The 22615-nt window shown below is 60.4% G+C and carries 21 protein-coding genes; 7 read left to right on the top strand and 14 right to left on the bottom strand.

Going from position 1 to position 22615, the window contains the following annotated elements; all coding sequences use genetic code 11:
* Position 1: 1 nt before the first annotated feature.
* A complete protein-coding gene (locus tag LPJGGPFB_RS22970) occupies positions 2-940 on the bottom strand; it encodes an MBL fold metallo-hydrolase (RefSeq protein WP_173422186.1) in 939 nt (312 codons plus the stop codon).
* 129 nt (positions 941-1069) lie between these two features.
* Between LPJGGPFB_RS22970 and LPJGGPFB_RS22965 the strand changes: the two genes are divergently transcribed.
* Together LPJGGPFB_RS22965 and LPJGGPFB_RS22960 are read left to right on the top strand one after the other, a co-directional pair.
* The gene (locus LPJGGPFB_RS22965; RefSeq protein ID WP_173422185.1) at positions 1070-1708 is read left to right on the top strand and encodes a peroxiredoxin; all 639 of its coding nucleotides are present in this window, start codon (positions 1070-1072) and stop codon (positions 1706-1708) included.
* The gene (locus LPJGGPFB_RS22960; protein WP_173422184.1) at positions 1705-2142 is read left to right on the top strand and encodes an ArsR/SmtB family transcription factor; all 438 of its coding nucleotides are present in this window, start codon (positions 1705-1707) and stop codon (positions 2140-2142) included. Before LPJGGPFB_RS22965 ends, LPJGGPFB_RS22960 begins: the two co-directional genes overlap by 4 nt.
* Before the next feature lie 126 nt (positions 2143-2268).
* Here LPJGGPFB_RS22960 and LPJGGPFB_RS22955 read toward each other — a convergent pair whose 3' ends face one another.
* Positions 2269-2496, bottom strand: coding sequence for a BrnA antitoxin family protein (locus LPJGGPFB_RS22955; RefSeq protein ID WP_173422183.1), 228 nt, complete (start codon positions 2494-2496; stop codon positions 2269-2271).
* Between the two features lie 501 nt (positions 2497-2997).
* Here LPJGGPFB_RS22955 and LPJGGPFB_RS22950 point away from each other — a divergent pair.
* Positions 2998-3660: an adenylate/guanylate cyclase domain-containing protein gene (locus tag LPJGGPFB_RS22950; protein WP_173422182.1), complete on the top strand. Its 663-nt coding sequence runs from the start codon at positions 2998-3000 to the stop codon at positions 3658-3660.
* A 442-nt stretch (positions 3661-4102) separates the two neighbouring features.
* Here the strand turns inward: LPJGGPFB_RS22950 and LPJGGPFB_RS22945 are convergent, their stop codons facing one another.
* On the bottom strand, positions 4103-4345 hold the full coding sequence (locus LPJGGPFB_RS22945) for a hypothetical protein (RefSeq protein ID WP_173422181.1): 243 nt from the start codon (positions 4343-4345) through the stop codon (positions 4103-4105).
* 270 nt (positions 4346-4615) lie between these two features.
* Here LPJGGPFB_RS22945 and LPJGGPFB_RS22940 point away from each other — a divergent pair, with 270 nt between their 5' ends.
* Positions 4616-6070 carry a TrkH family potassium uptake protein gene (locus tag LPJGGPFB_RS22940; protein ID WP_173422180.1) on the top strand — a complete coding sequence of 485 codons (1455 nt, stop codon included), beginning with the start codon at positions 4616-4618 and terminating at the stop codon, positions 6068-6070.
* Positions 6071-6105: 35 nt separating this feature from the next.
* Here the strand turns inward: LPJGGPFB_RS22940 and LPJGGPFB_RS22935 are convergent, their stop codons facing one another.
* The 9 genes from LPJGGPFB_RS22935 to LPJGGPFB_RS22895 form a co-directional block, all read right to left on the bottom strand.
* Positions 6106-8463 (bottom strand): Wzz/FepE/Etk N-terminal domain-containing protein, encoded by a 2358-nt coding sequence (locus LPJGGPFB_RS22935; protein ID WP_173422179.1) that lies wholly within the window; start codon positions 8461-8463, stop codon positions 6106-6108.
* 68 nt (positions 8464-8531) lie between these two features.
* Positions 8532-9437, bottom strand: a complete 906-nt coding sequence (locus tag LPJGGPFB_RS22930; RefSeq protein WP_173422178.1) for a UTP--glucose-1-phosphate uridylyltransferase — start codon at positions 9435-9437, stop codon at positions 8532-8534.
* A gap of 4 nt (positions 9438-9441) precedes the next feature.
* On the bottom strand, positions 9442-10455 hold the full coding sequence (locus tag LPJGGPFB_RS22925; RefSeq protein WP_173422300.1) for a glycosyltransferase family 2 protein: 1014 nt from the start codon (positions 10453-10455) through the stop codon (positions 9442-9444).
* The gene (locus tag LPJGGPFB_RS22920) at positions 10455-11402 is read right to left on the bottom strand and encodes a glycosyltransferase family 2 protein (protein ID WP_427858283.1); all 948 of its coding nucleotides are present in this window, start codon (positions 11400-11402) and stop codon (positions 10455-10457) included. Before LPJGGPFB_RS22920 ends, LPJGGPFB_RS22925 begins: the two co-directional genes overlap by 1 nt.
* Complete coding sequence (locus tag LPJGGPFB_RS22915) at positions 11399-12397, bottom strand: glycosyltransferase family 2 protein (protein ID WP_173422177.1); 999 nt, start codon at positions 12395-12397, stop codon at positions 11399-11401. The genes LPJGGPFB_RS22920 and LPJGGPFB_RS22915 overlap by 4 nt, the downstream gene beginning before the upstream one ends.
* Positions 12394-13596, bottom strand: a complete 1203-nt coding sequence (locus LPJGGPFB_RS22910; RefSeq protein WP_173422176.1) for a glycosyltransferase family protein — start codon at positions 13594-13596, stop codon at positions 12394-12396. The genes LPJGGPFB_RS22915 and LPJGGPFB_RS22910 overlap by 4 nt, the downstream gene beginning before the upstream one ends.
* A gap of 105 nt (positions 13597-13701) precedes the next feature.
* Entirely contained in the window at positions 13702-14484 is a 783-nt protein-coding gene (gene exoK, locus LPJGGPFB_RS22905; RefSeq protein ID WP_412728411.1) for an endo-1,3-1,4-beta-glycanase ExoK, read from the bottom strand.
* A 2-nt stretch (positions 14485-14486) separates the two neighbouring features.
* Positions 14487-15602 carry an acyltransferase family protein gene (locus LPJGGPFB_RS22900; RefSeq protein ID WP_173422175.1) on the bottom strand — a complete coding sequence of 372 codons (1116 nt, stop codon included), beginning with the start codon at positions 15600-15602 and terminating at the stop codon, positions 14487-14489.
* A 410-nt stretch (positions 15603-16012) separates the two neighbouring features.
* Positions 16013-17497 (bottom strand): lipopolysaccharide biosynthesis protein, encoded by a 1485-nt coding sequence (locus tag LPJGGPFB_RS22895; protein ID WP_173422174.1) that lies wholly within the window; start codon positions 17495-17497, stop codon positions 16013-16015.
* Between the two features lie 124 nt (positions 17498-17621).
* Between LPJGGPFB_RS22895 and LPJGGPFB_RS22890 the strand changes: the two genes are divergently transcribed.
* Positions 17622-18587, top strand: coding sequence for a glycosyltransferase family 2 protein (locus tag LPJGGPFB_RS22890; protein WP_173422173.1), 966 nt, complete (start codon positions 17622-17624; stop codon positions 18585-18587).
* An 83-nt stretch (positions 18588-18670) separates the two neighbouring features.
* Positions 18671-19621, top strand: coding sequence for a polysaccharide pyruvyl transferase family protein (locus LPJGGPFB_RS22885; RefSeq protein ID WP_173422172.1), 951 nt, complete (start codon positions 18671-18673; stop codon positions 19619-19621).
* A gap of 45 nt (positions 19622-19666) precedes the next feature.
* On the opposite strand, the gene LPJGGPFB_RS22880 is transcribed toward LPJGGPFB_RS22885, so the two are convergent.
* Together LPJGGPFB_RS22880 and LPJGGPFB_RS22875 are read right to left on the bottom strand one after the other, a co-directional pair.
* Positions 19667-20680 carry a glycosyltransferase family 2 protein gene (locus LPJGGPFB_RS22880; RefSeq protein WP_173422171.1) on the bottom strand — a complete coding sequence of 338 codons (1014 nt, stop codon included), beginning with the start codon at positions 20678-20680 and terminating at the stop codon, positions 19667-19669.
* Positions 20681-20834: 154 nt separating this feature from the next.
* Positions 20835-21119: an exopolysaccharide production repressor protein gene (locus tag LPJGGPFB_RS22875; protein ID WP_173422170.1), complete on the bottom strand. Its 285-nt coding sequence runs from the start codon at positions 21117-21119 to the stop codon at positions 20835-20837.
* A 781-nt stretch (positions 21120-21900) separates the two neighbouring features.
* On the opposite strand from LPJGGPFB_RS22875, the gene LPJGGPFB_RS22870 reads away from it, so the two are divergent.
* Positions 21901-22581 (top strand): sugar transferase, encoded by a 681-nt coding sequence (locus tag LPJGGPFB_RS22870; RefSeq protein WP_173422169.1) that lies wholly within the window; start codon positions 21901-21903, stop codon positions 22579-22581.
* The last annotated feature ends 34 nt before the right edge of the window (positions 22582-22615 follow it).

Here is a 22615-nt window from a genome sequence, read left to right as displayed (position 1 = left end):
CTCACAATGTGTTGACGGGTATCTTGATGTATCGGACGCCGTTGTCCTCGGCGGGCGGCAACTGACCGGCGCGCATGTTCACCTGGACCGATGGCAGTATCAGCTTGGGCAAGGCGAGCGTTGCGTCCCGTTCTGTGCGCATCTTGTAGAAGTCGTCTTCAGTGACACCCTCGCTCACGTGAATATTGCCGGTGCGTTCTGCGCCGATGGTGGTTTCCCACGCATAGTGGTCTCGGCCCGGTGCCTTGTAATCATGGCAGAGGAACAAGCGGGCTGCATCCGGCAGCTTCACGAGGCGCTTGATCGAACGGTAAAGCTGACGGGCATCGCCGCCGGGGAAGTCGCAGCGCGCCGTGCCGTAGTCGGGCATGAATAGCGTGTCGCCCGGAAAGACGGCATCACCGACCACATATGCGAGGCAGGCGGGCGTATGGCCGGGTACATGCAGAACCGCCGCATCCAGGTTGCCGATTCTGAAGCGGTCGCCGTCGTTGAAGAGCTGGTCGAACTGACTTCCGTCCCGCTGGAAATCCGTGCCGGCATTAAAAATCTTGCCGAAGACCTGCTGGACGCGAACGATCTCATGGCCGATGGCAAGTTGCCCGCCGAGTTCAGCCTGCAGCAGGGGCGCTGCAGATAGGTGGTCGGCGTGGGCATGCGTTTCGAGCAGCCACTGCACTTCGAGACTTTCGGACTTTATGTAATCGATGAGCTCTTGGGCCGACGTGTTGGTCGTACGGCCCGAAGCGGCGTCGTAATCGAGCACGCTGTCGATGATGGCGCAGGCGTTTGACTGCGGATCGCGCGCGACATGGCTAACCGTGTAGGTTTGATCATCGAAAAACGAGCGGACGATAGGGCGTTTCGTCCTGTCCGCCAGTGCCGTTTCGATAATGGCGCGGGCGTGATCAAGCGATGGGTCTGTGATGGCGCTTTGCATAGCGAGCGTTCTCCATGGGAGGTTTTCTAAAGAATACATATTTACATTAATTACGAAACTATGTATTTTCTGGAATCAGAAACGAGCTGACGCTATGAAGGCATTCGAGTCGCAGCCAGGAAGAAAATCATGACCGAAGTCATTACTCCGCCGACAATGCCGCCCCGTCTGAACGAGCCGGCGCCGGCGTTTGCTGCTCGTTCCACAGCGGGCCCGATAGCTCTCTCTGGCTATCGCGGGCGCTGGCTCGTCTTCTTTTCCCATCCGGCCGACTTCACTCCGGTCTGCACCAGCGAGTTCATTGCATTTGCCCGGGCGCAGGATCGGTTCGATGCAATCGGATGCGCGCTGCTTGGTCTGTCGGTGGACAGCCTCTATTCTCATATTGCCTGGCTGCGTGACATCCATGAGCGCTTCGGCGTGAAGGTTGCGTTTCCGCTGGTCGAAGACCCTTCCATGGCAATCGCCCAGGCCTACGGCATGATCGACAGTGCGTCTGAAAGCAGCGGGACCGTTAGGGCGACCTATGTTATCGATCCTTCGGGTGTCATTCGTGCCATTGTCTGGTACCCGATGAATGTCGGCCGTTCAGTGGACGAACTGCTGCGCCTTGTCGCGGCACTTCAGGCCTGCGAACGGGACGATGCGTCAACGCCTGAAAACTGGCGGCCAGGCGATCCTCTCGTTGAGCACGCACCGGTGGCCGATACCGATGATGCCGAGCTTCGCGAAGGCGAGAGCTGGTATTTCCGGGAGAAACGCGCATGACCGAGAGGACACGCGTTTCGCTGGCAACGTTGACGGAAAAGGCACCGGAGGCGGCCGAATTCATGCGGCAGTTCAGCAATGCCAACCGGTTGATGCTGCTTTGCCAGATCGCACAGCAGGAATCATCGGTCAGCGACATCCAGGAGGCACTCGGCATGAAGCAACCGGCGCTTTCCCAGCAACTCGCAGAACTGCGCCAGTCGGGTCTCGTCAAGACGCGGCGGGCGTCGCGCCAGATCTATTACTCGATCGCGGACGGCCGTGCCGAAGCAGTGATGAACCTGCTGTTCCAGCTGTTCTGCGGGGCCGGCTTGGCGTCGGTGGTCGCATCGATCGAGACACCGACCGCAGTTGCAGACGAACCGGGTCTGCAGGTTCACCCAACATCGCAGGGCGATGCAGCCCATTTTGCTCGTATCGAGCCCGCCGAATAGTTTCGCAGTATGCGTGAGGGTGCTGATCCTGTGCCTGGCGCCCATCACCCGGCGTGCCGATGACGTACGTTCGCCGCTCAGGCCGGGCAGACCCGGCAGTCATTGGTTGGATCAACTGACTTCGGATCAAGCATCCTTGTCGAGATCGGTCGTATCTCGTAGAGCTTTCTGCATTCTTGCGCGCCAATCCCCACCAGATGCCTTGAACCAGGCGATTACGTCGATATCGACGTTGAGGGTGAGTTTGGTCGTAGACCCGTCGGAGGGTGGCGCTTGCTTCTTGAGTGCTCGCGGACGTTCGAGAACCTGCTGCACCAGGTCGCCGGCAGCGCGTGTGGAAATTGCTTTAGCCATATGCCAGCCTTACGTCGTTTTGATGCCAGGCAGTATGTCACGCTTCCATCTGGCCGCCTTATCATTTATTGGCGCTCGTGCGGGCACGCAATCGCTTTGCGGGGAACTTCGGTCAATGAACCCTGGTCTGCGCCGGAACAAGCGCAACTTTGACATTCTTCACGCATTGCCCATTGCGCGCCTGGTCCGCGCAGCCGAACTTGGCTGCGATTGAGAAAACTGCGGTCTATCGCGACTGATATTCGCCTTCGCGATCCAAAACCAAACGCACCGTTCAACTGCCGGCGATTCATTCGTTGTCTTGCTCATGTCGACTCCACTCTCTCAGCAGTTGATGCCTTGATGGGGTCGGCGATTTAGTCGGTAGGGCGGTGCATAAAGAAGGCTCGGGCAGCAATGGGCAGGGAGGGGCGCTGAGCCAGCCCCCATTCGCCTCATCGCCTCACTGACCGGAATTTGCGTTATGATGTAAGAAATTAACGCGTCGCAGTGGAGAGGGACATGAGGCCGACACGGAGTTTTGTGCACGCTTCGGCTACCGTTGCGTTTATTGATCTGGCTGGATTCAGCGCAATTGCCGACGTTTATGGAGATTCCACCGCGATTGGCATTCTTGAACTTTTCGAGAGCATGGTCTGCGAAGCTCTTAGCGGCTACGAGCCTCCGATCAAATGGATCGGAGATGAGGCAATGCTCTCGTTTCCTGAGCCGCAAATGGCGATCCAGGCGCTGGGAACGCTGTTGCAGGCATGCCGGAACGAACCCCGCCTACCGCTTACTCGGGCAGGGCTGAACCACGGGCCGGTCATCCTTAGAGCAGGTGATCTCTTTGGCTCGACCGTCAATATCGCAGCTCGCATCGCCGCGCTCGCATCTCCCGGTCAATTGCTTGCTACCCGAGCCATTGCCGAGGCGGCTGCCGCTAACGGTATTCTTGTAACTGATCTCGGGACGGTGGCGCTTCGCTCGGTAACCGGGGATATCGCTCTTTACGAGATCGAGTTTGCGCCATCCGCGGATCCGGCCTGGATCGATCCGGTCTGCAAGATGCATGCACCGTACTCGGCCTATCGTCGCGCCGCGCCACAAGGGCCGTGGTTCTGCTCGCCGCGATGCGAAGAGGCATTTCGCAAATCGCCGCAGACCTACAGCTTGCCCCGCTGACGATGCGCTAACGAATAGGTCCGACCACCTCGGCCCGTCGGGCGGCCGCAAAGGTGACCGGCGGACGCGTTGGTGAGCGTTCTCCAGCGATAGCCGCGCGGATGTTTCAAATTCCGCGAGTGGCAAGCAAGTTTGCGTCACCGCATGCCTCAAATTCTATGCCGGCGCCTAAGGCGAGATCCTTGGCAGTTCTCGATGCAGTGATTTTGCCCTCATCACAGCCGTCTGCAACGCACTTAATGCACGTTTCGTACGAGGAGCACTCGCCCACAGCGAAAGAGGTGCGAGTAGCTTGGTCCCGAAATCGCAAAGGGCGGCATTCGAGGCGATGCACCATCGTCTATACAGCCTTCAGCGGGTGACTAGCGCCTCCCAAACACAGGAGGCAAGCTTCGCGCCGATGTTGTCCGCTGCAGCCAAACACAATGCCAACGATTGCTAGCTAGCGACGCGCAACGCGGCTCGTCGCCGGCTCCAGCCCCTTGCCGCGATAGGCGACCGGGATACCGAGAGTTTCATGCGCGGTTGCCAGCGCTTCGAGCCAGGTCGCCAGTTCTGCCGGCACCTTTTCGTCGCCCGTTTCCATCGCCTCTATCCACGCCAGATTGCAATGGAGCGCGCTCGCGAGATTGATCGGTGTCCAGCGAAGGGCAAGCAGGCATTGGGTAAATCGTGCGGGGGTCATTTTTTGCTCAGGATTGCGAGTGCGTCTGTTCAATGAGGCTTTACACGCGGAAATGAGTCAAGGTGATGACGTGTCGCACCACGATCACGTGATCACGCGTCCGATCCACAGCGATTGTCGGGACGGTGCAACACTTGCCAGCATTGGCGCCGCGTGATGTCGAACTTGCGTTTGTCGACGCTGCCCGGTAATGCCGATGATGATGGCAGGTAACAGCGACTCGCGCAGCGCGAGCGGGCAAAGGATAGCCAAGACCGGGGCGATTGACCGTTGAACGCGACCATTTACCAGTCCGCCATCAACATTGCCGCAAAGGTCGGGCTCTATCTTTCGCTCACCATGCTCATCCCCGCGCTGGTTGATCTGTATTTCGGCCATCCCGACTGGAAGGTCTTCGCTCTCTCGGCGTGCCTGATGGGTAGCCTTTCGCTGGTCACCGTTGCGGCAACGCAAGGCGGACCGCCGCCCTTCAACCGAAAGATGGGCTTTCTGCTCGTCAACCTGCTGTGGCTCGTCGTCTCCATTGTCGGTGCCGTTCCCTTCTGGCTGTCCTCGGTCAATCTCGATTTTGCCGAGGCGCTGTTCGAATCGGTGTCCGGGATTACCACCACGGGTTCAACTGTGATTGCCGGCCTGGACAACGCGCCACCGGGCATCCTCGTCTGGCGTTCGCTGCTTCACTGGCTCGGCGGCATCGGGATCGTGGCACTCGGCCTTTTCGTCATGCCGTATCTACGCGTGGGGGGCCTGTCCTTCTTCAAGATGGAATCGTCGGATACCACCGAGAAGCCGTTTGCACGCATCGTCACCTATACCCGGGCCTTCGTGCTGATCTATATCGTCATGACCGTGACTTGCGCGGTCATTTACGGCTATCTCGGGATGAATCGTTTCGATGCGATCAATCACGCGATGTCGACGATCGCGACCGGCGGCTTTTCCACCCATGACGCCTCGCTTGGCTACTTCAACAGCCTGCCGATCCTGTGGGTGGCGACCTTCTTCATGACGCTGAGCAGCCTGCCGTTTTCGGTCTTGATCCTTTTCATCGTCCGCGGTCGACTGGATACGCTGAAGGATCCGCAGATCATCGTCTTCCTGTCCTATCTGACCGTGCTTGCGATCGCTGCCAGCCTGTTTCAGCGTCTGGAAAACGGCGTCGCCTTTCATGAAGCGCTGGCGCATTCGTTCTTCACGGTGTCATCAATCCTGTCGACGACGGGTTTTGCCAGCGACGACTACATGCTGTGGGGCGATTTCATCGTTGCGCTTGCGTTTGCGGCGACCTTCATGGGCGGATGTTCCGGTTCGACGGCCGGGGGCATGAAAGCCTATCGCTTCATCATCATCTTCAATTCCATCCGGGCCGGGCTCTACAAGCTCATCTATCCGAACGGGATCCATACGGTTCGCTATGGCAAGGCGCTGGTCGATATCGATGTCCAGCGCACCGTCTTCCTGTTCTTCACCGCCTACATGATGATCTGGGCCTTCGGCAGCCTTGCCATGGGGGCCTTCGGTTACGATCTTCTGACATCGGCGTCGGCGATCGCCACGGCTCTTTCAAACGTCGGTGCCGGGCTCGGCCCGATCATCGGGCCAGCCGGAAACTTCTCCACCTTGCACGATCCGGCGCTCTATCTCCTGTCGATCATGATGCTGCTCGGACGTCTTGAGATCCTGACCGTTCTGGTCGTTCTGACACCGCTGTTCTGGAAGGAGTAATGTCGGAGAGCCCAAGTCAATTGGGCTCCCGTGGTTCAGACCGGTTCTGCTTCGCGCCGGGTTGCGGCATTGTCGACGTAGTATTTTTCGAAGCGGTGGCGATACTGTTCGGCGGCGCCGAAATCGCTGTATTTAGCCAGTTCGCGCATATCCGTCTTGTTGAGGATCACGCCGAGGATTTTGGCGTTGATCTCAGGTTCGGCGTGAAGCAGATCGCGCACGAGCCTTGACGGCGTGCGGCCCCATTCGGCGACGAAGAGGAAGCCGTCGGCAAGTGGCGAAAACGCCTTGGCGTCGACGACAGGTGCGAGTGCTGCAAGGTCGACGATCACATAGTCGAAGGACTTGCGCGCATTCGTGATCAGCTCCGCCATGGCCGGCGAGGCGAGCAGCTCGTGGCTGTCATGCGGGTAGTGGTCGGTGGCCTCACCTCCGACCGGGAAGATCGCAAGCTTCGTCTGATGGTCGATCTTGATGCCGGCCGGCCAGGACGTCTCTCCCGTCAGCGCTTCGACAAGCCCGGTCTTCGGCGCAGGCGTGATCATCTTGCTCAGGCCCGGCTTGCGGATATCCGCGTCGATCAGCAGCGTCCGCTTGCCGCTGGCGGCGAGAAGGGCCGCATAATTGGCGGCGACGATCGATTTTCCTTCGTCCGGAACTGCCGAGACGATGCCGACGACCCGGCAGGCGTTGCCATGCAGCATCTGGTCGCAGGCGAGCTTTGCGTTGCGGAAGGTCTCGGTAAAGGACGAGCGCGGCGCGTCGAGTACGATGCGACTGACGCGTTCGAAGGGAATCGGTTCCGGTGTCGGTTGGGTTGGTCCCTTGTCCTTCATCAGTCGAGCACGCATCTGGTCCGCTGCCGTTGGCGGCCGCGGGCCGATCAGGGGCACATAACCAAGCGACCGGTGCCCGAGGATCGAGCGGACATCGCCTTCGAGACGGAAAGTCCGCTCGCGGAATTCCTGAAATGCGGCAAAGGCGCCGCCGGCCATCATGCCGAGTACGGCCGAGAGCGCCAGGATCATCGTCTTCTTCGGGCTGGAGGGTGAAACAGGGGCACCGGCTTCGGAAATCACCCGTGCCTTGGCGATCGGGAAGGAGCGCTGCTGTGCGGCCTGCTCGTAGCGGCCGAGATAGGACTCGTAGAGTGTCTTCAGTGCGGCAGACTTCTGTTCAAGTTCGCGCAGGTGCACGAGCGATCGGTTGGCGTCGGAGTTTCGGCCGGTGGTGCCCTCGATGTTTTCGCGCAGCGAGGCTTCGCGCGAGCGGGCGACTTCGTATTCGTTGCGGTAGCTCGACGTCAGCTGCTGCAGTTCCTGATAGATCTGGCGGCCGATGTCGTTCTTCTCTGCCCGCAGCGAAACCGCCTGCGGATGATCGGCGCCAAAACTCTGGGTGACCTCCTGCTCGCGCTTGCCGACGGAGAGATAGCGGGTCCTGAGGTCACGGATCACCGAATTGTCGCCGTCCTTCGAAGAGATCGTCGCGTTGTCGACAGCCTTCTCCGGGCCCTGTTCGACGATCGCCTGAAACTGCTTGTAGCGGGCAGAAGCGGTGGCGGTGTCGGCCTGGGCAATGATGAGCTGGCTGTTGAGGTCGGAGAGCTGCTGCTCGGACATCAGTTCGCCGCGCGCCGAGGTCAGGCCGTTGTCGGTGCGGTACTGTTCGACCTCAAGCGAAGCGACCTGCGAGCGCTGCCGGAGGTCGGCAAGACGCTCCTGCAGCCATACGGATGCTCGCTCGGTCGCCTCGAAATTGGCGTTCAACTGGTCGGTCAGATACGCATCCGCATAGGCGCGCACCACTTGGGCTGCCAGCTGCGGATCGCTCGAACGGTAGGAAAGGGCAACGACAGAGCTCCGCGACACGCGCTCGACCGCAAGGCCCTGCTGGATGAGGGCAGCCGCCTTCTGCCGCCGTCCGCTGCGTGCGGCTTCTTCCGATACCGTGGGCCCGCCGCCAAAGACGCCGGTGATCGACTTCGTCCAATCCTTGACGACGCCAAAGGGGGACCGCGGCGGATTGAGGATCGTGTCGTTGTCGGCAAGGTTGATCTTGTCGACGACACGCAGAGCCAGTTCGCCCGACTTCAGGATCTCCACGGCACTGGCAATCTGGGTATCGAGCAATTGGCTGTTTTGCGGCGACGCCTCTTCCTCGGCGTATTTGGAGAGGTTCTCGTCGAGCAGGATCTGGGTCATCGACGTGTAGTTCGGCGTGGCAAACAGCAGGTAGACGCCACCAAGGACGACGAACAGGGCAACGAAAAGCCCGACTGTCTTGCCGCGGCGAACCGCCACCGAAAACAGCCGATCGAGGTCGATGAAACCATCGGAATCCTCGGCTTGTCGGGGCAAGACGCTACTGAACGGTAGACTTCTTTGTTTCATTGGGTCGCTCTGTCCGTTTCCATACAGTCAATCGGCCGGCGCCCTTGTCCAGGGCGCCGGAGCCGGGTTTATGCCGCGCGGATGCGGCCTTCGTGAGACAAAACCATGTCCCTGACGGACAAGTAGACCTGCTCGCCGATATCCTGACGAGCAAGGGCGAAGGCGACATTCGCCGCGATGAACCCATGCTTGGAGCCGCAATCGAACGTCCGGCCATCATAGGGATGGGCGTGGAACGACTGATCCTTGGAGAGTTTCAGCATGCCGTCCGTCAGCTGGATCTCGTTGCCGGCGCCGCGCTGCTGGCGGGCGAGAATGCCGAAGATTTCGGGCTGAAGCACGTAGCGGCCATTGAGGTAGAAGTTCGACGGAGCTTCGCCAGCGCGCGGCTTTTCGACCATCTCGGTGACGGTGAAACCATGCGGCACGGCCGATCCCTTGCCGACGATGCCAAACTTCGAGGCATCCTCGGGCGCGCACTGTTCGACGCCGACGACGTTACCGCCGGTTTGACGATAGAGATCCATCAAACCGGCCATGCAGCCGCGCGCACCATAGGAAAGCATGTCGGGCAGGAGCAGTGCGAAAGGCTCGTCGCCGATCAGGTCGCGGGCACACCAGACGGCGTGGCCGAGGCCAAGCGGCGCCTGTTGCCGGGTGAAGCTGACGGAGCCAGCTTTCGGCAGCATGCTTTCGAGCTCGGAAATCTGGGCGTTCTTGCCCGAACGTGTCAGTGACGAAATCAGCTCGGGTGTATCGTCGAAGTGGTCTTCGATCGCCTGCTTGTTTCGGCTGGTGACGAAGACGATATGTTCGATGCCGGCCTCGCGGGCTTCATCGACGGCATATTGCACGACCGGGCGATCGACGATCGTCAGCATCTCTTTCGGCACAGCCTTGGTGGCAGGAAGGAAACGCGTGCCGTTGCCGGCAACCGGAATAACTGCTTTTCTGACAGTTCTGATACGGTCCATGGCATTATCCTTTTTTCGTGTGAGGGCATTTGCCCGAGGTGGATCGTTCAGCCGCCACTGTCATCGTGGCGGGCTTCAAGCGCGACAGCGGCGCAACGAAGCGGCGCAGTCGCACGGCGATCGGCATCCGGAGATGCCGGAGCGCGCGGGGGCTGGAGAGTGCCGTCTTGATGGCGCTGCCCAGCGATCTGGATTTCAGGTGTTCAACGAGTGACAGGAAGGCGCGCGCCTCTTGAAGGCTGCGGCTGCGCTTGCGCTGCATTGCCATTGCACCTGCGTTGACGCAGTGGGTGCTGAGGAATGCGGCATCGGCGGCGATCATCGCATCGACGTGGTGCAGTTCCAACACGCGCGAAATCGAGCCTTCACGGATGTGATAGCGGTAGCCGGCGGAGGGATCGACGATGCATCGTCCGCCCTCGGCAAGGGCCGAGGCCAGCAGGATATAATCTTCGCCGATGCGGATATCTTGCCTGAAGCGCAGTCGCTTCTGCTCGAGAAACCGTCGCTCGAAGATTGGCTTCATGTAGCCGAAATTGTAGGTCGAACGGAAAAGCACGTTGGAGCCGATGAAGGCCGCAAGGGTAAGGATCGGTGTCTTCTCAAGCGTAGCGTCGGCAAACATCCGCTCGCGCCGGCCATCGAGGTTCAGGACCTCCAGATTGTCGACGGCGATATCGGCGTTTTCGCTGCGTGCCCGCGCGATCATTCGGGCCAATCGTCCCGGCCGAACGGTATCGTCGGCATCGAGAATGGCGACCCAGTCGCCGCGCGCCGCGTCGAGGCCGGCATTGCGCGCGCCACCGGGGCCCTGATTGGCCGGGAGCCGGATTAGCCGGATGCGCGGATCGGTCATCGCTTCGACGACGGCCGCAGTTTCATCCGGCGAAGCGTCGTCGACGACGATCACCTCGATCTCGACTTCTTCCTGGGCAAGCGCACTGTCGATGGCCCGCGCGATCGTATCCGCCGCCCTGAATGCGGCGATAACAAAGCTGACATCGGGATTGCTCTTCATCATCGCGCTGCCACTTCCGAGGCGCCGTATTGCTCAAGCTCGCGAATGCCGAAGAGGCCGCTGACGACGCCGGCATGCATGATGGCGCGCAGCGCATAGCGCGAGCGGACGACTGGCGAGGCGACGAAAAGCAGGCTTGCGGTCGCGCAATACCCGGACTTGGCAGTGGCGCGAACGACCTCCGCTGCTTTGCCGCCACCGGCCGCGGCCTGCTTCAACAGGCGCCCATGGGTCTGGCCGGAGCGAAAACGTCGTCTTGCCAGCCATTCGAAACTGGCGCGTTTTTCCGGCACGATTTCGTAGACCAGGGCATCCGGCGCATAGGCGAGGCGGCCGCCATCCCCATGCATATGGGTGAAGAACTCCGTGTCCTCACCGCCGGTCTTGCCAAGCGCCAGGTTGAAACGCCGGCCGGCCAGTGCAGGTCTTTTGCGATCGAGCAGGACATTGCACGTGTAGCCCGTCAGGATCTCACCGCCGACCCAGACCGGTCGTGTCGAATGAAAATCGCCGCGCCGCATCCAGGAGGGAGCATCAAGGTCGTACCCTGCTCGAACCGGACCGAGAACGGCCTCGGCCCCTGTGACAGCGGCCGTTTCCAGCAGGCGCATGAGCCAGTCGCGCGAGACGGTTTCGTCATCGTCGACGAAGGCAAGGTAGTCGGCTGTGGCGTTGTCGAGGCAGGCGTTGCGCGCGATGGAGATGTTGCCTGCCGGGCAGTGCACATAGTCGATCTCGAAGGGAACCTCCGAGCGCAAGGCGTCGACAAGCCCGGCAGCGCTTGGCTCGACGTCGTTGTCGGCGACGATGATCCGGATCGCCGTTCCCTCAGGCACCGTGATGGAGGCCAGAGAGCGCAGGGTTTCGGCAAGCTCGGGCCGGCGAAAGGTGCAGACCGCGATATCGACCCTGATATCCACGGGCATTTGGGTAGCGGCCTCAATCATGGTGCGACCCGCCTGTTGCGAAGGTCGAGTAATTCGCGCCAGAACCCGGCCGACCAGGCGAAGTGCATCACCATGGCCGAGATAGCAGCAAGCGGCCCGTAGGGGTTTTTCTGGCCGAGTGCCATCCAGGCACCGTAGCCGATGCAGGCTGCGGCCCAGAGCACGACCGGGACGACGGCAACCCAGTTGATCACGGCCAGCAAAGCGCCGATTGCCACCGGTGCGACCGCAAGCGGCAGCAATTGCCTGAGGCTAGGCACCACACGGTGCTTCAACACATTGCGGGCGCGCCCTCGGCCGTAGCTGAAGTACTGCCGGAACAGCGGGCCGACCTTGGCACGGGGGTAATAGACCATGCTCGTCCGGTCGGTCATCCAGATGCGGTAGCCGGCCTGGCGGAAGCGATAGTCGAACTCGGCGTCTTCGTTGTGGCTGAAGCTTTCGTCGTAACCGCCGATTGCCTTGAAGGCTTGAATGCGCATCAGGGCGTGATGGCCGTGGTCGGCCCAATGGCTTGTGGCTCCGAGCCGATGCTTGGCACCGCCATTTCCGAGCTTGGAATTCTGGGCGTAGGCGGTCGCCTTCTGGAAGGGCGTGAAGCCGACAGTCTCCATGGCAACGACGACGGAGTCGGCGCCGGTGGAGATCACCTCTTCGACCAGTCTCTGGCAGTAATCGTCAGGATAGGTGCCGTGCGCATCGATTCGGATCAGAAAATCGAACGAGCCGCCAAATTCAGTGACCGCCAGATTGATTGCGGCACTCTGGATGCGCCTGGGATTGTCGAGCATCAGGACGGCCGGATCGCCTTCAGCGAGCCGCGTTGCGATTTCGCGTGTGCCATCGGTGCTGCCGCCATCGGCAATCAGGATGACCGCGTTGAGCGGGCGGAGCGATGGGCGAAGCTTGTCCACTAGGATTTCGATATGGTCTGCCTCGTTGAGGCAGGGGATGACGATCAGACTGCGCGTCGACGTCAGATCTGTTGTGTTCATGACAAACCACCTTCGTTTTGACGGACGGGGGAAAGGGGTGCTGCAGGCTCGGGAGCCGTCGACGTGATTGCCGATAGGCGCCTGACGAGGTTCTCGCAATCGTTGCGACCAAAGACCCATGTGTCGGAATTGCAGGCGCGCACGCGATCAGACGCATCGGCGTAGCGGCCCGCGTCGACGTCGCCGAGAAGTGAAACCAGATTGTCCGGCTCGGCTTCATCGAGCAGAAAGCCGAGGCCGCGGACTGCGAGAAAGCGTGCGGTCTCCGTCCCGCGCATGGCGATCGGCACCCGACCAAATCGGCATCCCTCGTAGAGCCGGTTCGGAAGCAGCCATCTGGAATTCTGGCCTTCCTCGAAAAAATCGATCGCCCAGGTGAAGTCGACCTTGTCGTAGATGGCGCCGAGGTCCTCCGGGCTGCGATAAGGGCCGTGGAAGGTCATGTGCGGTTCATCGCGCACAAAGCCGTCGAAATCGTCGAATTCGGAATAGGCCGGCCGGCCGCGAAGGACGATCTTGAAGCGGCCGTCCATACGCCGGGAAAATGCGGAAAGCAGTGCGAGTGATTTGCGGCAGCGCAGCGCGCCGAACCAGCCGATCCGCCAGGGTTCGTCCGGTCGCGATGTGGTGACTGTTGCAAGTGGCGGATCGCCGCGCTCGCCGAGTTCAAGCACCTTGTTCTCAAGCAGCATGACCGGCGTTTCCAGCCCGGAGAGCGGGCGGAAATAATGCTCGACGAAGGCGGGCGAGCTGGTGATCAAAAGCCGCGCATTGCGCCCGAGGTAGGCTTCGCTGGCACGCACCGCACGCCCGGCCACATCGTCGCGCAGAAGCAGGCGGTGAATGTCGAGGCATTCATAGACGACAGGAACAAAGCCGCCGAACATGCCGACTGCCTTGTTGGCGACGGCGAGCATGTCGAGGTTGCGTGCGATGATCACGTCGGGCCGGTCGACTGCACGCAACTTCGCCGGCAGGGTCAGGCATGCCTTGGCGACCGCTGCGATCCGCTGGCCGAAGCGGCCATCGCGGGTCGTGCCGAGTTCGATCGGGTCGATGCCCTCGATGGCCGCCAGCGCGTTTGCGCCCCGGCGAAAGCCTGCGAGTGTTACGCGTGCACCCCCCGCTTTCAGCATCAGGACACGACGGCGCACCGCGGGGTCAGCCAGATCCTGTGCCAGATAGAGTACCTTCAGCATGAAAACGTCCGTCTTCCTGCTCAGCCCGAGCCAAGCGTCATTCAAGAAATCGTGCAACGCGCCATTTGTGGCGCGATGCACGGATGCGGCGGTGCGGTGGTGTCCTCAGTCCAGTTTGCAGGCGACGGATTCGGCGAACTGGCACTTGTCACCGGGCGCAGTGAAGGCGATCCGGTCGACCTGCAGCGCCGTCGGCCCCTTGTAATTGAAGGTGCCCATCCAATCGCTGAGCGTGTCAGTGCCCCACAGGCTGAAGAAGATCTTCTGCGCGTTGGTCGGGATCTTGGCGGGATCGCTCACCTCGTGGACCAGTTCGCCATTGACGTAGTAGCGGATCCGCTCCTTCTCCCAGACGAAGGCGTAGTCGTTGAAGCCCTGATTGGCGCCGCCCGGTACGTCTGCGAGCTTCTCGTTGCCGCCCTTGGCCGAGACATATTGGTTGAGCTGCACCTTGGCCGGGTTCTTGCCGAGCACCTCGAAGTCGATCTCGTCATGCGGCTTCTTGTCGGCGGGACCGATGTAAGTGAAGAAAGCCGAGTTCAGCCCGGATCCGTCGGCTGCCTTGATGCGGGCTTCGTAGGTGCCGTAGCCGAAGCGCTTGCGGGTCTGGACTTCACCGCAGGCATAGTTGCGCTCGCCCTTTTTGCCTTCCTCGAACTTGAGCTCAAGGACGCCGTCGACGACCATCGCCTGATCCTTCGACCAGGTGCAGTTCTGGTGTGGGCCGTTGTTCCAGCCATCGGAGACATACCAGTGGCCGGTGTCGAGCGCGTCGAAATTGTCGAGGAACGAGGTGCCTGTGGCGCCTTGCTGAGCTGATGCAGAGCCGGCAATCCCGGCAAGGAGAATCGTGAGCAGGGCGAGGCGGTGAGGTCTGATCGATCTCATGGTCAGGTCCTTTGCTGAGGGGAGTAGTCGGTGCGACGTCCGGTGTCCGGGCGCGCATTGGCTCGGGAGGCGTCGGTGCGGCTGCCGGTCAGGACGGCGGTGAAACCCGGTGCGAGGCGCTTGGCGTAAGCATGCGCGGCAACGAGAAGGGCAATCGTGATGAAGGGGATCACGAAGTAGAACAGACGGTAGTCGGTGAACCCGGTGCGGTTCCACACCATCCAGAAAAGGATGAGCAGGGGGTAGTGGGCGCAGAAGATCCAGAAGCTGAGGCCGCCGGAGCGCGCCAGCCGTTCGCCGAGCCTGGTGCGCATGAGAAGCGCGGATACGGCCCAGGAACCGACGATGCCGGAAAGGGCCGTCAGGCTGCGCAGCATATCGACCCAGGCGGGGAACTCGGGGCCTGTCTGGTAGAGAACGATCGACAGCGCGACGGCAGCGGCGAGGAAGAGGGCGGTGATCGATCGCGCATAGGGATCGAGCCGCTTAACGTCGATGCGGTGCAGGCTCAGATAGATACCGGTTGAGAAGCCGAACAGGATCGATTTCTTCAGGAAGATACCGTTCGGCAGCGGAAGCACCGCGTAAGCAAGTAGCAGGCCAAGCGCCTGCAGCGGATAGCGCTTGATCAGCCAGGCGAGCACTGGCGAGAGCAGGATGCAAAGCAGTAGATCGCGCAGGAAGTAGAGCGGCACGTTGATCGGCAGTCCCTCGAGCGCAAACGCCAGGCTCAGCCATTCGCGCGGGCTGGCGTTCACCACATCCGGAAGGTAGCCGAAACCGATGTTTTTGAGCTGCGCGACATACACCAGCGCCAGAAAGGAAAGGTTCCACAGAAGGAAGGGAAGCAATACCGTGCGCGCTTTGGTCCGAAGCGTCTTGCCGTAGTCGAACGTCTCCAGGCCGCGGCGGAACAGGAGATAGCCGGAGATCGCGCTGAGGCAGGGAACGCCGACACGAAAGAGGCTATCGCCCAGAAACACGCGCAGCCAGTCCCAGAACCCATAGGTACCGAGGAAGGGGCTCGTCTGCGGATCATGCGGCACATGTACGAAGACGATGCCGGAAATCAGCACGATGCGCATCAGATTGATCCGCGAGGAAATGTTCGCGTCCATAGCCACGATATCCGTCACTCCTATCTGCCAGCGCCATTTTCGGCGCCGTTTCAACAGAGCAGACTAGAGCCCGCATCACTTAAGCTAGGGCAGGGGCGCGGCTGAAAATATGGCGCTGCAGCAAAAGAATCGGTCATGATTTGTTGCGGTGCAGCATTCGCCGCATTTCGAATTCACCGCAAATTGAAGGCGAATTGACCGCTGCAATCGTCAAAAGCGCACCGCTTGTCGCATGTTGCGCAACATGCTCATATTCTAATGAAGCGTATCCTTGGGTTGAATTTACGTCGGATAATTGCCAGCAAAAATGGCAGACTTTTTTTCGTTGATCATTGTCAATTCAAGGTTTTTTGCCTCCCGCAGTGAGAATTGCGGCGAGTGTGAGGCACATCGCAGTTCGCTAACCCATATCATTCCGCAGGTTCTGGAGCCGGTGCCGCTGCGCCGCGCTGACGGATCATTTGCTGAAGCTTCACCAGCAGTTTGCGCTCCGTCAGAGCCATCAGAATGACGTAGATGCCACCGCCGATGGCGGCGCCGACGAGCACCTGCATGATGGCATTGGGAACGTGCGAACCGAAGCGCTCAAGGAGGAGGCGCACCGTAAGCGCCATGGCAAAGGCTGCAAACATTGGTCTGGTCGAGACGAAGAAACCTCTGAAGAACGGCATGCCGTCAGCCCGGAAGACCACCCACGAATACCCGACGAGCGTCAGGACGTTGACGATGCAAAGGGCGATCATCGCCTCGATCAGCGAGCCGTTGATGGCGCCATAGGCGACTGCGCCGGTGGTGACGAGAGCCCGGATCACGGCCCACCAGAACAGAACCGCCCCCTGGCCGATGCCCTTGAGGTATGGCACGTAAGTGCTGCACGGCGTGAGGACGCCCTTGGACAGGGCCAGAAGGCCGAGAACCGGCCATGCCGCCGCCCATTGGCTGCCGAAGAGCACGAGCATCGCTGGCTCGGCGAGTGCCCACAGCCCGAACATCATCGGTGCAAGCAGCACCGTGGTCACCTGCGTGCTCAGCATGAGCGCCTGGGAGCGGCGCTGGCGATCCTCGCCCATGTGGCTGAAGGCTGGGAAAAGCACACCCATGACGGCTGAAAGCACGATCTGGTTGGGAATGCTGGAAAAGCGGTTGGCGGCGGAATAGGCGCCCGCATCGGAAAGACCGAGATAGCGGGAAATCACCACCATCGGCGACTGGAAGGTAATGAAGTTGGCGATTTCCGAGCCCATCATGCCGAGGCTGAATCGGCTTAGTGTCCATACGCGCCGGAACGAAAAGACCAGCTTCGGAATGTAGCCGGAAACGGCATAGAGCCCCGCAAGGCGGATCAATGCCGATACAAAGAGCTGTCCCAAGAGCGACCAGATACCGAAGCCCGCAAGCGCCATGATAACGGCGACGAGTGCGCCAACCGTTTCCGAAATCATGCTCCAGGCCGCATCCTTGCTGAAATTCATGCGCCGGGCGAGAAGCGCATAGGCGACATCCCCGCCAAGCTGAAGCGGGATAAGCAGGCTCATGATCTGCAGAAGGTAGGTGGCGTCAGGCGCGCCGAGCAGCGTTGCGAGTGGGGCGGCAAAGACGAAAAGGCCAAGCGCCATGGCCACGGAAATCGCCAGATTCGCCCAGAAGGCCGAGTGGACAAGTTCCATTTCCTCCTCGCGTTGAATGATCAGCGCGGAGGCGAGACCGGCACCGCCGATCATCGCCAGAAACTGCACGACAGTGAGCGCGACCGCGACCGTTCCGAACTCTTCAGGCGTCAGGATGCGCGCCAGAATAGGCACGGTGACAAATTTCAGCCCGAATGTGCCTGTCTTTGAGAGCACGCTCCAGCCGACGTTACGGGTGACGGATTTGGCATTGACGGTGGAGGGCATGGCGAACATCCCGTGAGTCCTTTGAAAGAATAAGAGGCAAAGGACAGGCGATAGACATACGGCCGCGACCCGGTGGGAGGTGACCACGCAAGACTCTTTGTAGAGAAACCGCAGGGGCGAAAAGATGGCAAAGCTTACGATTATTATCCCTTACTACCAGAAGGAGCCGGGCATTCTTCGGCGGGCGCTCAAGTCCGTGTTCGCCCAGACATTCCAGGACTTTCACGTCTTGGTTGTCGACGATCAGTCGCCCTATTCCGTCGATGAGGAACTGGCTCCGCTTGGTGAAGACCTGCGCGCACGCATCACCATTATACGCCAGCCCAACCAGGGGCCGGGCGGTGCACGCAACACCGGGCTCGACCATGTTCCTCACGATGCGGAATACGTGGCGTTCCTCGATTCCGACGACATCTGGACGCCGGATCACCTGAAGAATGCCTATCAAAGCCTGACGCGCTACGATGCCGATTGCTACTGGGCATCGATCTCGGGCGGCGATGCATTCTACTATCATTTCGGCGTTGCCGATCTCCTGAAGAGCGACACCTGCATTCGCCTGCAGCAGAGCCCGCTGGTGGTGGAAATTCCCGATCTTTCACAGGTGATGCTGAGAAACTGGAGCTTCCTGCATCTGTCCTGCATGGTGATCGGGCGCGCGCTGTTCGAAAATATCCGCTTCGATGCAGCCTTGCGGCTGGCCGCCGAAGATGTGCTGTTCTTCTGCGACTGCGTGCTTGCGGCCAGGCGCGTTGTGCTTTGCGATGCGGCCGGTGCCGAGCGCGGCGAAGGCATCAACATCTTCCATTCGATCGACAACGATTCGCCGGAATTCTTGCAGCAGCAGTTCAACACCTTCGTGGCGCTTGAAACGCTCGAGGGCCGGTTTTCGCGCCGCCCACAGGAAATCGCTTCGATCCGCTCCTACCAGCACACGGCCCGCCGACAGGCGCTGTGGAGCCAGGCGCGGCGGCTGCGCCGCAAGCAATCGCCGCAGTTCAGGCTCCTGGCGCGCTGGGTGTGGCGCGATCCGAAATTGCTGCAAAGCGCCCTCCAATTGGCCGTCGGCAAACTATCACCGCAACGCTGATCACGAAGACAGCATCCCTCAGGAGGGAACAGAGACGCCGCTTGCGGCGCCGGACACATTTTCATTTGAGAGAAGGACCGCTCATGAAGCCCTATTACTGGGAATCACATCACGGCAATTTCGGAGACGACCTCAATCTTTGGCTCTGGGATTTCCTCTTGCCTGGTTTCCGCGACAGCCATGACGACATCGTGCTCGTCGGCGTCGGTACGGTGCTCAACCGAGCGTTACTGCCCGACGGTATGCGAAAACTCGTGCTCGGCAGTGGCTTCGGCTATGGCACGCTTCCGGATATGCGCGACAAGGCGGAGTGGGACGTCCGCTGTGTACGCGGGCCGCTAACCGCCGAGAAGGTCGGAGTTTCGCCCGAACTTGGCATCATCGATCCGGCCGTGATGGTTGCCGAGATGCCGGAATTCCGGAACCTGCCGAAGATCCACAAGCGCAGTTTCGTTCCCCATTGGGAAAGCGCGATCGCCGGCATGTGGCCGACGACCTGCGGTACGGTTGGCCTGCACTATATCGACCCGCGCGGCGAGGCAGGAGCCGTCATCCGGGAGATCGCCCAATCCGAGCTGATCGTGGCGGAATCGATGCACGGTGCAATCCTTGCGGATGCCTTTCGGGTTCCGTGGGTGGCGGTTTCGACATCCGACAGCATCAACAGCTTCAAGTGGAACGACTGGGCGCAGACGGTCGGCGTCACCTATCGCCCGCGCCATGTCCCGGTTTCAAGCCGCGCTGAAGCGATGATCAAGGGCACGAGGTTTTGGGGCATGGGATTCGATATCGCTGAAACCGACGGTGAAGACCCGAACCGGCGCCAGATCGACGGCGACCTCGTCGTCGGCACGACGCCGCCGAGGCAGACCTTCCTGCGTGGAGCCGCCAAGCAGTTTCTGGCTGCTCCCTCGACGTTGGCCCTGTGGCAGGCGAGCAGGGCCGAGCCGCAACTGAGCGAAGACCGCGTCCTTGCCGAGCGCAAGGCGCGCTTCCGCGACGTTCTCGAAACCGTTCGTCGCGATTATCTCTAGAAGGAGAAATTCAACGGCGCCCGCGACGGGCGCCGTTGAAGGCGATCAACTCAATTCGGCCGAGGCCGGCAACAGATAGCGCAACCGGTTCGAGTTGCCGCGTTCGGCAAGCGCCTCGGTCGGTCGTATGCGTTCGGCCTTGTCGGCAAAGATGCCACCGGCAACCGCAGGAATTGCCCCCGGCTTGCCGAGCAGATAGGTGATGGCGGCGATCGGGCCGCCTTCGCGTTTCAGATCGAGGAAACGCCGGTGCTCGTAGCGCCCGCGAATATGGCGTTCGTGCCGGCGAATGACGGCGGCCGCCTCGGCGCTCAATCGGTTGTCGGCGAGAATGCCCCGGTCGGCCTCGTAAAGCCTCTTCAGATCCTCGGTGCGATGGCTGCCGCTGAGCGAATTGCCACGCACGATCGCCGCGTAGCCACAGCTGTGGATGATCTTGTAACGCGCGCCTTTGGCAAGCGCTCGCAGGTAGAGGTCGTAGTCTTCGCCGAGACGAAGAGCCTCGTTGTAGGCGAGCTGATGCGTCGATAGAAAATCACGCCGCATCAGCGGTTTCAGAAAGCCGATCTCGCCACGCCTCACGCCGCGGTGCGAGATGTTGCCCTCGACGAAGCCGTTGAGGTCGAGAAGGCGTGGTTCCGGCTGGAACCGGCCGACGTCGGCCGCGGCGCTGGCGGCGGCCGTCTCGTCCATGAAGGCGATGTTGTCGGCAACGAAATCCCAATCAGACACAGCGAGAAGTCGGGTGAGCCTGCCGGGCAGAAAGAAATCGTCGGCATCGAGGATGGCAAGGATCGGCGAGCGGCTGATTGCGACCGCGTGGTTTCGTGCAGCAGCCGGGCCGCGATTGTTCTCGAAGCGAACGACGTTCAGACGTCCTGTGTCATCGGCAGCCGACAAGGCAGACGATGCGGTCGTGTCCGTCGAACCATCGTCGATCACGATTACCTCGGCGGTTTCGGGCTCGGCAAGCGCCGAAGCGACGGCCCTTGCAATCGTTTCGGCGGCGTTTTTTGCGGCGATGATGACACAGACGTCCATCGTTGCAGCTGCGGTCATTCTGGCCTCCAGCGTTACGTCGGGCATGGCCGGCATCGGTGTTGCTTTGCCGGCGCGCCGCAAGATGCAACGCGATCATGTCGTAACCGCGTCAAAACGTTGACTTTTTTGTCGATGGCATCATTGGCGGCAAAGGAAGGCCGCCTTTTGCGCGTCAGGGATTGAAGTGGCCGGGCCTGTTCAACCGCCCAGTCGAAACCTTGCCGGTCTGTTTTTCTTCCGTCGCTGTGCGTGCGTTCTCGGCTGCCTGCCGGTCGCGTTCGCGCGCCTTCTTCCAAACGAGGAAGACGACAGCCAGGAAATAGCCGACCTGCATCAGCACGGCGCAGATCAGGGTCTGGATCAGGGTCGAGGTCAGTGAGCCGTTCAGCAGGTAGGTGACGATGGCAAAGACCGTCAAGGCGCCAATCATGCTGGCAAAGACGCGGGGTGCGAACATCGCGCTACCTAGCTTTCGGATCTGTTGTTGGTGTCTCCATCGGAGCCAAAGCCCTTCCCACCACAGAGTTTCAATATATTGGCGGTTACGCCCCGGTTCAACCGACAATAGCCGCAGATGCAATATAAGCCGCTATAGCCCCGAAAATGTTTATGTCGCCTTTAGAACAGGCCGGTGCCAATCAAATTCCGTTGATTTGGCTTTTGATATGGCTTTCGGGAGAGGCAGAGGGAATCGATTTTCACCGGCCGAATTGAGGTTGGCAACGACCGGGCCGAACCTCCCGTTTCCACCCACTGTGGGTTTCGCCTTGTTTCGTTCGTCTCGAGGTTGGCCTTCGATCCGCTTTCACTATCAACTTTTGTTACAAGCTTCGCGTTGGTGACGGCTATGTGCGTGCAGTGCAAAATATTGCTGCATCGCAAGATGCGTCGCCCAAATTGACGGATTTCAATTTACCGAGAGGGCAAAATTTCCGATACAAGATGAAAGCAAACATCCTGATACCAAGGTACGGTCGATTATTTCATGAGTAATGTCGATACATCCGGAAATTACATCGGCATCTTCAGGAATACACTTGCTCATCCATGAATAGATGATCTTCGTTCACGAGGAAATATTACATATTCGCGATTGATGATATACGTCTGCGGGAGGTGCGCACGCCGCCGGTCATCTTTTCGCCTTTAAAAAGCAAATCCTAACCATACACTCATTCTTGGATACGAGTGCGCCCCAAGGGGACCGACCAATCGCCAACGTAAATGGAGTCTTCTCTATGAAGTCTGCGACTCGATCGGCCAATTCGCCGTTTTTCAGTACCGCAGAGTCAGGAGCATATCGTCCGGTGGGAGGAATTTCGAAGCGCGGCTTCGACGTCTTCACCGCTTCACTCGCTCTTGTCTTTCTCAGTCCGCTCTTCCTGCTCTTGATGACGCTCGTCAAGTTTTCGGATGGCGGATCCGTTTTCTACGGCCACCGCCGTATCGGCCACAACGGCCGCTCATTCCGCTGCCTGAAGTTCCGCACGATGCGGGCAGACGGCGATCGGCTTTTGCAGGATCATCTTCGCAACAATCCGGCAGCCTACGAGGAATGGCGAGCGACACGCAAACTACAGGACGATCCACGGGTGACCGTCGTCGGCAGCGTGCTGCGCAAGCTCAGCCTCGATGAACTGCCGCAGTTGATCAACATCATCCGCGGTGAAATGAGCATCGTCGGCCCGCGACCTGTCGTGGAAGACGAACTCGAACTCTACGACGCCGCAGCCGTCTTCTATCTTCAGTCTCGGCCGGGCCTGACCGGCCTCTGGCAGATCAGCGGCAGGAATGACGTTTCCTATGCAACACGCGTCGCCTTCGACACGCACTATGTGCAGAACTGGTCGCTGATCCGCGACGTCTCCATCGTCTTCAAGACGATCCCCGCAGTCTGCTTTTCTCGCGGCAGCTACTGACCAACGCTGCGCCACGGAGCCTGACGACCTCGGT

This window comes from Ensifer adhaerens (assembly GCF_013283195.1).
GTDB lineage: Bacteria > Pseudomonadota > Alphaproteobacteria > Rhizobiales > Rhizobiaceae > Ensifer > Ensifer adhaerens_G.
This window is presented reverse-complemented; position numbering and strand designations above follow the sequence as displayed.